Source organism: Hamadaea sp. (assembly GCF_013362815.1).
Taxonomy (GTDB): Bacteria; Actinomycetota; Actinomycetes; order Mycobacteriales; family Micromonosporaceae; genus Hamadaea.
In genome coordinates this window covers 36,742-49,407 of the sequence record NZ_JABFVK010000069.1, presented here as the reverse complement: position 1 = coordinate 49,407, position 12,666 = coordinate 36,742, and the positions used below count along the sequence as shown (strand labels likewise).

Genomic DNA, 12,666 nt, shown 5'->3' with positions numbered 1-12,666 from the left:
GCGGCGAGGTCAGAACTGGACCTTGGGCGCCTGCCGCTGCTGCGGGTCCTCGATCTCCAGCAGGGCGGCCGGGGTGAAGCCGCCGATGCCGGCGACCAGGTTGGCCGGGAAGACCTCACGCTTGTTGTTGTAGGCCATGACGGAGTCGTTGTAGGCCTGCCGGGCGAACGCGACCCGGTTCTCCGTGCTCGTCAGCTCCTCGGAGAGCTGCATCATGTTCTGGTTGGCCTTCAGGTCCGGATAGGCCTCGGCGACCGCGAACAGCCGGCCCAGCGCCTGGGTCAGCATGCCCTCGGCCCCGCCCAGCTCCTGCATCGCGGCCGGGTCGCCCGGCTTGCCGGTGGCGGCGGACTGCGCCGCGACAGCCCGGGTCCGTGCCGCCGTGACGGCTTCGAGGGTCTCCCGCTCGTGCTTGATGTACCCCTTGGCCGTCTCCACCAGGTTGGGGATCAGGTCATGCCGCCGGGTCAGTTGCACGTCGATCTGGGCGAAGGCGTTCTTGTACGCGTTGCGCGCGCGGACGAGCCCGTTGTAGACGGAGACTCCCCACCCGCCGACGACCAGGACCAGCAGAAGCACGCAGATGATGCCGATAACCCATTCCATGGGCCCAGCCTAAGCAATGGTGTCGAGTTCGCGGCGCATCCTGATCAGCATTGAGTCGTTGGTCGTGGTGCCGCCGTCCGAGCGACCGCCCTCGAGGCCGCCCGGTGCTCCCCGCCGAGGCACGCGAGCAGGCGCATAATACGCTGAGTGACTGTCGGGTGAGGCTCCTTCGTCTTCGGAGTTCCAGGTGGCGCACCAAGATTTGCTCAATGAAGAGTGGATGCGACGGCAGGCCGCCTTCCTCGCCGCTGCCGGTGGACGGGGTCCCTTCGACCTGGCCGACGGAACGATGGTGGTCGTCCCGTCACTGACACTTCCCACGGACGAGCTGAAGGACGTCCTCGGTATCCAGTACTACGAAGAGCGGCTGCTCTTCCTGTTACTGACGCTCCGGGAGCCCGGCGTACGGCTCGTCTTCCTGTCCAGTACGGACATCGATCCCGAGATCCTCGATTACTATCTGCGCTTCCTGCCTGATCCGGCCGACGCGCGGCGGCGACTCGTGCTTTCGCCGCTGCACGACGCCCGGCAGATTCCGCTGACCACCAAGACCCTCCAGCATCCGGAGGTGATCGACGGGATCCGGGAGCTTGTAGCCCACGACCCCCGGGTGTATCTGCTTCCGTTCAACGTGACCCCGCAAGAGGAAGAGCTCGGCGCACGACTTGGCGTCCCCATCTACGGCACCGCCTCCGCGACGGCGTACCTCGGTGGCAAGAGCGGCGGCCGGATAGCAGCTCGGGCGGCGGGCGTTCCCGTCGTCGAAGGGGTGGAGAACGTGCATACCGCCGACGACGTCCAGAAGGCGTTCGCGGCGCTCGGCGCGCAGACGCCGGATCGGGCGGTGCTCAAACTCAACGATTCCTTCAGCGGCATGGGGAACGCGATCGTGCGCGCAAGGCCGGGCGGCGACGACGTGAAAATCGCCTCCGGGCTCTGGGCGGCGCTCCCCGACGGTGTGAGGTCCTGGGAGGACTACGCGCGTCGGCTGCGTGAGCGCGGCGGTGTGGTCGAACGGATGGTGCCGGGCCCGATCGACTCGCCTTCAGTGCAACTACTGATCAAGCCCGGCCGGGAGCCGGAGGTGGTGTCGACACACGACCAGATTCTGGGCGGCCTCGAAAGTCAGGTCTACGTCGGCTGCGAGTTCCCGGCCCGGCCGGCGTACCGGGACGCGATCGTCGAGCACGCACGCCGGATCGCGGCCGTCCTCGCCGAGCGGGGTGTCGTCGGCCACTTCGGGATCGACTTCCTTGTCTCGCACACCGAGCGACAGATCTACTTCGGAGAGATCAACCTCCGGCTCGGCGGAACCACGCATCCCTTCGGTCTGGCGCGTCTACTGACCGGTGCGGCGTACGACCAGCGCCGTGGGGTCCTGGTCGACGCGCAGGGTGCCGATTTCTACTACGTCGCCTCCGACAATGTTCAGGGGGATCGGCTCGTGGGCCGGCCACCGGCCGCCGTCCTCAAGGTCTTGAGCGCCGCAGGGCTGCTGTACGACCGCGCCCGGCGATCCGGCGTCACCCTGCATCAGATGGGTAGCCTTGCCCAGTCCGGGAAGCTCGGGCTCTGTTCCATCGCGGAATCGCCAAAGGAGGCGAGGATTGGGTTCCAAAACGCTGTCGGCGAGCTCCTGCGAGACGACTCCTGATGTCAGCGGGATCGTCCGCCGGTACTACGAGCTGGTCGACGCGAAGGACTTCGCGGCGATGTCGAGACTGTTCGCCGACGAGGTGATCTACCATCGCCCCGGCTATGCCCCGATGCGAGGTCTTTCTCAGGTCTTGGCATTCTATGAGCAAATCCGCGTGATCGAGTCGGGTCGGCACGAATTGCACACCGTGGTGACCGACGGCTCCACAGTGGCCGTCACGGGCACCTTTGAAGGCCGCGTCAAAGGCGGTCGGCGGGTCACCCAGGCGTTCGCCGACTTCTTCGAGGTGGAGAACGGCCAAATTGTCACGCGCAGCACGTATTTCGACGCGCCCGCGCTGTGATCCGACGCTGATTACGATCGGTACGCAGGCTCCGACAGAGCGCTTCCGTGAGACATCTGCAAGCCTTATGATGCGGTTGGCACGGGGCGGCTCTCCACGCTGATTGTCCATATGCGACTTGTCGGCCCGTCCTTCTGCGAGCACCGATTCGAAGTCAGCGCTGGGAAGGACACTCGTGGAAATCGTCGGCGGGCTCGCCCTCAACCTGCTGGCATCCGTCATCTTCACAGTCTCCGGCTTCGTCGGCGGGCGGGCGTACGCCACCTTCCGCCGCCGACGCGCACTCGGCCATGTGCGAGCCCTCGTCGGCAGCGGCAAGCGGATCACCGTCGTCTTCCCGGCGAGCACATTGCCGGGGCCGGAGGGGACGCCGGTCAACGCGATCCGGATGTCCCTCGCCGAAGGTGCGGCGATCGCCCGCATCGGTCAGCTCTGCCGGGATGCCAAGCCCGACACCGACATGTATCTGGTGCATCCGAACGACCACCACCCCAACCGGGGGTCGTTCGTCATGGTAGGCGACCCGGCGATGTCCGTCTTCGCGAAGCGATGGCTGGCGACGAATTTCCCGCATTTGCGCATCTCGCCGGAGAACCGCCGGGTCGACTACGACGGCACTCGGTGGGAGACCAATGTCGTCGAAGGTGTGGTCCGGCGCGACTTCGGGTTCATCGCGATCGGCCGGACCGAGACGGGTCAGCGTTTCGCCCTCCTCTGGGGAGCGAGCGAACTCGGCACGAACATCGCGGCGCGCGCGTACGGTGACTTGCATCGCCAGCTGAGCCGGGAACGGTATGAGAAGGCCGTTCGGGGGCAGAGTTGGCTGTACGTGGCGCGCGGCGACGTCGACGGGTACGGCGTGCGTACCGATGACGTCGGTAACGTCATGATCGTCGCGATCTATCCCGGGCAGAACTAGCCGGCGACGGCCGGTACAAGTCCGAGATCATAAGTGGCGTCGTTATCGGCTTTGCGGTGGCCGCGTACGGCGATCGACCCGTCCTGGTCCGCGTCGGAGTCGATCGTCCTCGACGTCCCGGCGCGCTTGACCGTCGGCGTCAGTCCCGCCGGGGGATTGCAGACCACGTGGTACGCGGTGTCGGCCGGCACGGCGAAGGCGTACTGGCCCTGGTCGTCCGTCGTCGTGACGGCGACCGCCTCCCGATAACCCGAGCGCAGCTCACAGCGTACGCCGACCGCCGGGTCCTCATCGGGCTGTTGCACGCCGTCGGGGCGCTCGTCCAGCCAGACTCGGCCGCCGATCAGCACCGGATTCGGGGTGCCCGGTGGCAGGTCGTCCGGGTCGACGACGCCGAGGACGACGTGCGCGTCGTGCCCGCCGCGGACGTCCACGAAGGCCACCCATTCCGCTCCATTGACGGCGGCCGGGCGGATGTACACCAGCGGCGGGTCGGGCCGTCGCGCCTCCAGCCGATAGCGGCCGCCGGCCAAGTCGGCGAAGGCGGGGGCGAAACCGGTGTGGCCCAAGGAGTCCGTCTCGGTGGACAGGCTTCGCCCGGCCGCGTCGGTCAGGGTGATCGGGATGTCGCCTTGCGGCTTGTCGACGCCGGGGGTGTAGACGCCGTCGAAGTCCACGTCCTTGACGACGAGGACGTCGACAGCGCCGTCGCCGGGTCCGGCGGTGGCCGGAGTCACCACGCCGACGATGACAGCCGCCGCGACCAGCGCGAATAGTTTCACGCCGAGCTCAACGACTGTGGTTTCGGCAGGTGATCATCGCGCCGGATCACCCCGGTTCGCCGTCGTTCAGGCGATCATGGCGCAGAGGTCCTTCTCGGTGCCCTGCGCGGAGGTGATGGTCCGGCCCCAGGGCGCGAGTTCCGCGGTGTAGCGCCCGGTCAGCAGGTAAAGACCAGGAGCGTGGTTGTTGGCCCGATCCGGCCGGAAGCCGACCGCGACCGGTCCGGACCAGTCCCACGTCTGGCTGCCGTCGGCGTGGTAGGTCACGATGTGCCCGTGCCCACTGGCGTTGACCGTGGTGGACGCGCCGGTGTCCAGGTTGGTCACCTCGACCGTCAGCGGCCCGACGTACTCCTCCTGCAGTTCGGGTTCGGTGGCGACGACCCGGCCGCGTACGCCGTCGATCGGTTCGGCGATCCGGATCGGGAAGGCGCACAGCGCGCCGCCGGGGATCTCGGCGGGCTCACTGGGCGTCGGGAACCAGCCCGAATCGCCGTAGGGGCTCTCGGGCTGCCCGGCGGCGGTGGCCGGGCTGACGGCGGCCGCCACGCCGACGGCGGTGAGCAGGGCGGTGGTGGCGAGTGCTCGGATAAGACGCACGGGGGTGTCTCCTCACGATCGGGCTAACCAGTTACCCTCTCTTAACTGGTTAGCCCACCCGTGAGGTTGTCATAGATCACCGACAGCTCGGCGCGGTTGTCCGGGTTGCTGAGCAGCGAGTCGCAGTCCGCCCATTGGCCGACGCTGCCCATGCCGTACGGCAGTTTTCGCAGCCCTTCGTCGGTGACCTCGGCGAGCAGCGAGAACGGGACCTGCTCGTCGATCGTCCACTGAGGGCGATCGTAGAAACGAGCGGCGGCCGTCTCCGGACCCGGGCGTCCGTAGTCCCGTTGGACCTTCAGCAGCAGCTCGGCGGCGTCGAGGACGGCTCGTTCCCGGTCGCGCCAGTCATCGGCGGTCAGCAGCGTGTTCAACGCCGGCGCGAGCTCGTCACGGGCGGGCAGTCTGGCTTCACGCCATTTGGCGTACGGGGCCCATTTGCGGTGGACCAGATAGGAAAGCTCCATCAGGTCACCGGCGAGGGCCGACGAGATGATCCGGGACTGGAGCGGCTGACCTCGTTGGGCGGTACGCCCGATGAACGACATCCGCATCCCGATCCGGATCCAGGAGGTGGCCAGCACGAACCGGTCCACCTGGTCGGGATACCACCGCAGCGACTCGCGCAGCGGAGCCAGTTCCCCGGTCGTGTCGGTGAAGACGGGACCGGCGGTGACTTCGAGGACGCCCTGCCCCGTGACGGTCAGCCAGCCCTTCGTGGTCAGCGGCGTACGCGCACCGAGCCGGCTGCGGGCGAAGTCGGCGACGGTAGCGACCTCGACCTGGTGGGACTCGGACTGGTTCCAGGTCACCGGGAAGCGCACCGGATGCCCCGCGTACGCCTCCGGCAGTTCCTGTTCGAGAAACGCGCGCACGGCCTCGACCCGATCTTGTTCGGCAGCGGGCAGCAGGAGGGTCAGCCGGCAGCCCCAGTCGTGATCGCGGCTGGTCTCGTCGTCGAGGCCCAGCACGTCCGACCCCGAACCCAGCCGGGCGGTGGCGTACGGCAGGTCGGGGAAATGCTGCCTGAGCAGCGGCTCGACGACGTCGGCGGCGAACGAGCGGGAGAGGTCGATGCCCTTCATGATCGCCAGCAAACCGGAAATACCCGCCGACCCGCAACGCAATTGCGCGTTCCATGCGTCTTCCTCACGGACGATCACAAGATCCGTCATGAGGAGGGACTCACATGAGCGGCCGCAGGTCGATCATCAGACAGCACAGTCCTAGTCATGCGAGCGCCGGCCGCAGGTCGGTGATCGCATGACTGCTTCGATGAGCCGTCGGACCGCGCTGGGATTCGGTAGCGTCGCAGCTGCGACCACCGTGCTCGGCATCGCCGATCCCGCCGCAGCTCAGGAGGCCCCGTCCGTGTCCGCCCAGGCCACCCCGGAACAGGCCGCCGCCGCGATCGGCCTGGTCTACAAGGCCGCCACGAAGACCGCGGGCGGCACCTGGAACTCCAAGGTCAGCGTCGAGGGCGCCACCGGGCCGATCAGCGCCGTCGACGAGGGCGTCGACGACACTGTCGAGGCGTACAGCGTCAACAAGATCCCCGTCGCCATCGCGGTGCTGGACAAGGTGGACCGCGGGCTGCTCGCGCTCGACCAGCGCATCGAGGTCACGTCCGCCATCGTCATCCCCGGCGGCGACGGCATCTTCAGCCTCGACGGGGCCTACCCCAGCTCGGTCACCCTGGGTCACGCGCTCACCGCGTTGCTCACGGTCTCCGACGACACGGCGGTACGCCTTTGTGGCTTGGTCGCACCGGCCCTGGAGATCAATCAGATCCTGGTCGCCAAGGGCTTCCCGCGTACGCAGGTGCAGCCGGTCGCCAACCCGAACCGGTTCTTCCTCGGCACCACCACGCCGACCGAGATGCACAACCTGCTTCGGGCGCTGGTCCGGGGCGACCTGCTCAGCCCGGCTTCCACGGCGTACCTGCTGGGGCTGCTGCGGTCGCCGATCGCCTTCACCGACGGCGTACGCCGGGAGATGTCCTCGGACGAGCGGGCCCGCATCGCGACCAAGGCCGGCTGGTACGAGGACGGCCGCAACGAGGCCGGGATCATCTTCGACACCGCGGGCGCGCCCCTGCTCACGTACGCCTTCTTCGCGCGTGGTCAGGCGCACCCGGAGGACTTCGGGGCGACCCACCCCGCGGTGCAGGCGCGGGCCTTGATGGGCCGGGCGTTCCTGAGCATCCTGGCCCGGTTGAGCGGGACGGCCGAGGCCGCGCGGCTGACGGCGCGGACCTATCGGCCGTCCAACGGCGGCTGACGCTCTCTTTTTGGCGCTGGATCAGGGTTCGCGGTCGAATCTTGAGGCAAGATTCGACACGGATCCCTGATCCAGCGCTGCCGAGTCAGGTGACGATCAGGACGGCCACGCTCGCCGCCAGTACGGCGGCGGCCGTGGCCGCTCCCGTCAGGACGAACTTGCGCCAGTCGATGGCGACACCCCGGTTGCGGCAGTGCTCGGCCCAGATCAGCGTGGCCAGCGACGCCCACGGGGTGATCAGCGGGCCGACGTTGGTGCCGATGAGCAGGCCGAGAAGCTGCGTGTGGTTGGCCTCGGGGACGGCGAGTTCACCGGCGGCGTAGCTCGGCAGGTTGTTCAGGATGTTGGAGAAGGCTCCGCCGCTGATCGCCGCTCGCCAGGTGCCGCTCGCGCCGGGGTCGGAGCCGATGAGCGAGGTCATGACCGAGTGCAGGCCGTGCGCGTCGACCGTGCCGACCACGAGGAACAGGCCGGCGACGAAGACGACCAGCCGCCACGGGATGAGGCTCCAGCGCAGGTGGTGCCGGCCCCACTTGGCGAACGCGGCGACCAGGACACCGGCGCAGACCGGCGTCATGTACTCCAGTGGCACGTCCATCAGCAGCCCGACGATGAAGACCGCGCAGCATACGGACGCGACCCAGAACAGCGGCCGGTTGGCGGCCCGGTGCGCTGCGGGCGGCGTGTAACGCGGGGGGTTGCGCCGCCAATAGAAGATCCAGAGAGCGCCCGCGACCACGACGAGCGCGGCGAGTTGCGGCAGCGCCATCCGCTCGGCGAACGCGACCGGGCTGAGCTTCACCCGACCGGCGGCGAGGAGATTGGTGAGGTTGGAGACCGGCAGCAGCAGGCTCGCGGTGTTGGCCAGCCACACCGTCGTCATCGCGAGCGGCAGCGGCGCGACCCCGGCGCGTACCGCCGTCGCCAGCATGACCGGCGTGAGCAGGACGGCCGTGGTGTCCAGGTTGAGGAACATCGTGGTCAGCGCGGCGAACACCAGGCACAGCCAGAACAACGCGACGTTGCTGCCCCGGGCGGCGATCGTGACCCGGGTGGCGATGACGTCGAAGACCTCCGCCTCGGCCGTCAGCTCCGCCAGGATCACCACGGAGAACAGGAAGATCAGGATCGGCAGGATGCGCTTGAGCGTCTCGCCGGCGGCGGCTGCCGGCAGCAACCCGGTCGCGGCGGCCAGTACGCCCGCGATCAGCAGGGCAATCGCGATCCAGTCCATGACGCTGAGCCGGCCCAGCAGCCGGCGGCCACTCAGGGGTGCCGCCGTCGTGGAGGCAGAGAGGTCTTCGTCCACTAGTGCCACCTCACGGCGCCGTCGCGTGCTCGTCTTCACCCTTCGCCCACTTCGATCGAGCCGGAAGTGACACCGGGATGGGTCATGAACCGGACACCCGAACAGGAACGCCGCATGATATCCACGTAGTGCCTTCGACAAGTGCGATGGAAGTGCCTTGCCAGAAAGTACAACAAGACCGCAACGGCGAACGGGGGACGACCGCGTGGCGGAACTGACCAGGCTCGGTGGCGCCGTCGAGAACATGACGTTCCTTCGGCTCGACGGGCAGCTGATCGTCGCAGCCAGCCGCAGCCAAGGCGTCGAACTGCGTACCGCGCCCGACAACGAGGTCATCCGGACGTTCGCGACGGGGATCGCGGCGCACTCGGTGGCCCGGCTGCCGGGGCGCGACGGCGTACCGGATCGGCTCGTGGTCGGCGGAGCCGACGGCGTCGTGCGGCTCTTCGACCTGGCCACCGGCCGGCAGGCCGCCGAGCAACGGGTCGGCGAAGGGGCGGTGCAGGACGTCGCGGTCGGCGTGCTGGCGGACGGCACCCAGGTGGTCGGGGCGATCCACGACGACGGAGTGGTCCTGTGGATGCCGGGCTCGGCCGAGGTGACCCCGCTGCCGGATTCGGCTGGTGGGGGCGAGGTGCGCCCGTTCAAGATCTGCGCCTATCGGGCACTCGGCTCGCAGTGGCTGGCTTGTGCGTACAACGACAACTCGATGGCCACCTGGGATCTGCACGACCTCGACCGCGGCCGGGTTTCGCGGCAGTCTCGCGTCCACGGTGGTCAGATCTGGTCGCTGATCGCCGTCGACGAGCCGGCTTCGGGCTACGTCGTGGCCAGCGGCAGTGCCGACGGCACGGTCAAGCTCTGGATCGCCGACCGGGAAGCCGGTCTGCGCGCGGGCCGGACGCTGCTGGAGGCGTCGACGGTACGCCGCCTGCGGTTCGTCCGGGACGCGGAGACTCCGTTGCTCGTCTCGGCTTCCGCGAGCGGCGCGGTGTCGTTGTGGCGGTTCGACGGGTCGACCGACCGGCCGCTCCGGGAGATCACCCGGCACCTCGGCGAGGTCTGGGCGCTGGCCTGCGCCACCACGCCCGACGGCGGCGTCGTGATCGCCTCCGGCGACATGCACGGCCGGGTCGAGATGACTCCGTTGCAGACCGAGCTGATCAGCGACGTCACCGGGCGGGACTTGTTCGCCGCGCCCGGCACGACCTGGGTCGCGGTCAGCGGGGTCACGGCGAACGGCCAGTACGTCGCGTGCGCGGGCGTGGATCAGACGGTCCACGTCCTCGATCCCGACACCGAGCTGCCGTCGGGCGGCTTCGACCCCATGTCCACCGCCCGGCAGCCGTTGGCGTTGAAGGCCCACGTCAGCACCGTCCGCTCGCTGACCTCGGCCGGCACGGCGCTGAATCCGCACCTGATCAGCGGTGGGGCCGATCGGCGGGTGTTCGACTGGGACCCGGTCTCCGGCGCGCTACGGTCCGAACTCCCGATGGGACACCAGGGCGAGATCTGGGCGCTGGCCCCGTTCCGTCTGCGCGGAGCGCAGTACGTCGCCAGCGGCAGCGCCGACGGTTCCGTCCGGGTCTGCGGACTGTCCGAAGGGGACACCGCGGAAGTGCTGGTCAGCGACTGTGGGGCGGTGAACGCGCTCGTCGCCGTCCCGAACGCCGACGATGCACTTCTCACGATCGCATCCACCCGGGGCGTACGGGTCGTCGCAGTGCAGAGCCCGGAGACCGTCGCGGTTGTCTCTACTCACCAGGTCTCCGCCGCCTGCCCGCTCGACGACGGCTCCCGGCATCAGGTCGTCATCGCCCGGCCCGACGGCGACACCTGCGTGATCGAGTACATCGACCCCGTCGCGCGTACCGTGGCCACCGGATTCCGGTACACCCTCAGCAGCGCGCAGGTCTCGGCGTTGGCGGCCGCCCGGATCGGCCAGGAGATGCTGATCTTCGGCGGGTTCGACGACGGCCGGGTGATGGTCTGGCAGACCGACGGCACCCCGGTCGGCAAGCCGGTCCGGTTCGGCACGTCGACCGTGCGGGCGCTCGGCGTCGTCGAGATCGCGCCGCCGGAAGGCCGCGGCTCCAGCGTCACGCGTCCGGCGCTGTTCGCCGCGGACGACAACGGCCGCGTACGCCTCTGGCCGATCGCCACCGGCAGTCTCCTGCGCTCGGGCGGCTCGATCGGATCCGCCGTACGCCCGGCCTCCATCCTGCTCCAGGATCAGCCGACCGACCTCGACAAACTGTCCCGTGACGGGCTGATCGACACGATCCACTCGGTGCTGATGTCGCCGAGCACCAAACCGCCCGTCGTCGTGGGCATCCACGCGCCGTGGGGTCAGGGCAAGTCGAGCGTGCTCCGGCAGCTGCGCTCCAAAGTGGACCCCGCTGGGGCGGCCGCCGCCGACGCGAAGACCGCGGTCGAAAGCACCCATGAGCTGGTCGCCCGGCCGACGGCGGAGCCGCTGAAGGGGCTGTTCGCCGCCCGGCGTACGCGCTGGCAAGGCGGCGTTGTGCGTACCAGATTGACTAGAGCCTGGGCCTGGCGGCAGATAGCCCGGCCCACGGAAAGCGACCCGCGACTGGAGTACGAGATGCGGCCGCGGGCCGGCGCCGACGATCGGGCCGCGATCACCGTGTGGTTCAACCCGTGGATGTACGAGAAGCCGGACCAGGTCTGGGCCGGTTTGACCCGGGAGATCCTGACGTCGATCACGGACCGGTTGCCCCCGGCGCAGCGTGAGCGGTTGTGGTTCGACCTGAATCTGCGGCGGACCGATCCGGCCGCGATGCGCAAGCGCATCCTCGCGAGCTACATCCCGCGGACGCTGGTCGGCATGTTGATCGGGCTCGCCGTTGCGGTGATCGTGATCATGGGTGTCGTCGCGGTCGGCGTCGCGGCCTGGAACAACACCGATTTCAACGCGCTGCTCGGCTCGGGTGCGGTCATCGGCATCACCGCCGCCTGGATCATCGGCAACCTGGCGTTCTCCAGCTTCAAACAGGTACGCGGCTGGATCTCGCCCGGCGTGCTGACTCGTCCGGCGGCTGAAGGCGTCGCGACGACCGACAGCGGCGATCGCGACTGGAAAGCCGCCCGCGATCCGCTGGAGAACAGCCAACGCGGCTACCTCTACATGCTGCAGCACGACGTACGCGAAGTCGTCGCGCTCGCGACCGCGCACTCGCCGGTGATCATCATGGTCGACGACTTGGACCGGTGCAGTCCGGCGATCGTGTCGGACACCATCGAGGCGGTCAACCTGTTCCTGAACAAGGCGTTCGGCGACTGCCTGTTCGTCATCGCGCTCGATCCGGCGACCGTCGCGGCGCAGCTGGAGACGGTCTACGAATCACTGCGGCGGCGGGCGCATGACGACCCCGCCACGTTCGGGCACCTGCAGCACACCGGGTGGCGGTTCATGGAGAAGATCCTCGACCTGCCGATCCGGCTTCCTCGCGTACGCGATCAGGCGATGGCCTCGTATCTCGACGCGCTGCTCGACACGTCTTCCGCTCCGGCTGCGGCTTCAGTTCCTCAGCAGCGGGTCTCCGGCGCAGTTGTCGAAGCGCGCGCGGCCGGGGTTGCCGCCGACCCCCTCGGGCTCGCCGCGCCATTCGCCTCCCTCGACCCGTCGGCACCCGCCGACACGGCCAGCGGCGCCCAGCTCGCCGAGGATCTGGAGCGCCTGCCACCGGTTCGGCTCGCTCTGCGTACGGCGGTGCTGAACCTGCCGCAGCGCAATCCCCGGCAGACCAAGGCCTTCCTCAACCTGTGGCGCTTCTACATGGTGCTCGACTACCTCACCGGCCATCTGAGCAGCAGCATCTCGGCGGTCGAGCGGCACAGCATCGAGATGGCCCGGTTCGTCGAGCTGATGGTGCGCTGGCCCTGGCTGCTCGACACGCTCGGTGCCCTCCGGGGCGAGGAAAGCACTTCGGCCCGGACGACGCTGGCCGAACTCCTCGACTCGGCCGGCGACGAGGACCGGTGGAAGCAGGCGGCCTCGTCCGCCGGACTCGATCCCGAAGATCCCACCGTCGGGGGCCTGCGCCGGCTGTTCGACCGGCCGGGAACCGATCGCGAGGTGTTCGCCTCGATCGCGGTGCGATATCTCTGACCCTGATCGGTGTTCGAGCGGCTCACACCTGGGTACAC

10 protein-coding genes are annotated in these 12,666 nt (G+C 68.8%); 5 read left to right on the top strand and 5 right to left on the bottom strand.

Going from position 1 to position 12,666, the window contains the following annotated elements; genetic code table 11:
- Positions 1-9: 9 nt before the first annotated feature.
- On the bottom strand, positions 10-606 hold the full coding sequence (locus HOV77_RS27955) for a LemA family protein (protein ID WP_290866906.1): 597 nt from the start codon (positions 604-606) through the stop codon (positions 10-12).
- A gap of 220 nt (positions 607-826) precedes the next feature.
- Between HOV77_RS27955 and HOV77_RS27950 the strand changes: the two genes are divergently transcribed.
- From HOV77_RS27950 to HOV77_RS27940, 3 genes are all read left to right on the top strand, one after another.
- Entirely contained in the window at positions 827-2,260 is a 1,434-nt protein-coding gene (locus HOV77_RS27950; protein WP_290866903.1) for a peptide ligase PGM1-related protein, read from the top strand.
- Positions 2,214-2,606 carry a nuclear transport factor 2 family protein gene (locus HOV77_RS27945; RefSeq protein ID WP_290866900.1) on the top strand — a complete coding sequence of 131 codons (393 nt, stop codon included), beginning with the start codon at positions 2,214-2,216 and terminating at the stop codon, positions 2,604-2,606. The genes HOV77_RS27950 and HOV77_RS27945 overlap by 47 nt, the downstream gene beginning before the upstream one ends.
- Before the next feature lie 175 nt (positions 2,607-2,781).
- Positions 2,782-3,525 (top strand): hypothetical protein, encoded by a 744-nt coding sequence (locus HOV77_RS27940; RefSeq protein ID WP_290866897.1) that lies wholly within the window; start codon positions 2,782-2,784, stop codon positions 3,523-3,525.
- Here the strand turns inward: HOV77_RS27940 and HOV77_RS27935 are convergent.
- From HOV77_RS27935 to HOV77_RS27925, 3 genes are all read right to left on the bottom strand, one after another.
- Positions 3,522-4,307 carry an SdrD B-like domain-containing protein gene (locus HOV77_RS27935; protein WP_290866894.1) on the bottom strand — a complete coding sequence of 262 codons (786 nt, stop codon included), beginning with the start codon at positions 4,305-4,307 and terminating at the stop codon, positions 3,522-3,524. The two genes, HOV77_RS27940 and HOV77_RS27935, sit on opposite strands and share 4 nt — an antisense overlap.
- Positions 4,308-4,373: 66 nt before the next feature.
- Positions 4,374-4,907 carry a hypothetical protein gene (locus HOV77_RS27930; protein ID WP_290866892.1) on the bottom strand — a complete coding sequence of 178 codons (534 nt, stop codon included), beginning with the start codon at positions 4,905-4,907 and terminating at the stop codon, positions 4,374-4,376.
- Between the two features lie 41 nt (positions 4,908-4,948).
- The gene (locus HOV77_RS27925; RefSeq protein ID WP_290866889.1) at positions 4,949-5,992 is read right to left on the bottom strand and encodes a DUF4037 domain-containing protein; all 1,044 of its coding nucleotides are present in this window, start codon (positions 5,990-5,992) and stop codon (positions 4,949-4,951) included.
- Positions 5,993-6,182: 190 nt separating this feature from the next.
- Between HOV77_RS27925 and HOV77_RS27920 the strand changes: the two genes are divergently transcribed.
- Positions 6,183-7,187: a serine hydrolase gene (locus HOV77_RS27920; protein ID WP_290866886.1), complete on the top strand. Its 1,005-nt coding sequence runs from the start codon at positions 6,183-6,185 to the stop codon at positions 7,185-7,187.
- An 85-nt stretch (positions 7,188-7,272) separates the two neighbouring features.
- Here the strand turns inward: HOV77_RS27920 and HOV77_RS27915 are convergent, their stop codons facing one another.
- The gene (locus tag HOV77_RS27915) at positions 7,273-8,496 is read right to left on the bottom strand and encodes an SLC13 family permease (RefSeq protein ID WP_290866884.1); all 1,224 of its coding nucleotides are present in this window, start codon (positions 8,494-8,496) and stop codon (positions 7,273-7,275) included.
- 205 nt (positions 8,497-8,701) lie between these two features.
- Between HOV77_RS27915 and HOV77_RS27910 the strand changes: the two genes are divergently transcribed.
- Positions 8,702-12,628, top strand: a complete 3,927-nt coding sequence (locus tag HOV77_RS27910) for a P-loop NTPase fold protein (RefSeq protein ID WP_290866880.1) — start codon at positions 8,702-8,704, stop codon at positions 12,626-12,628.
- The last annotated feature ends 38 nt before the right edge of the window (positions 12,629-12,666 follow it).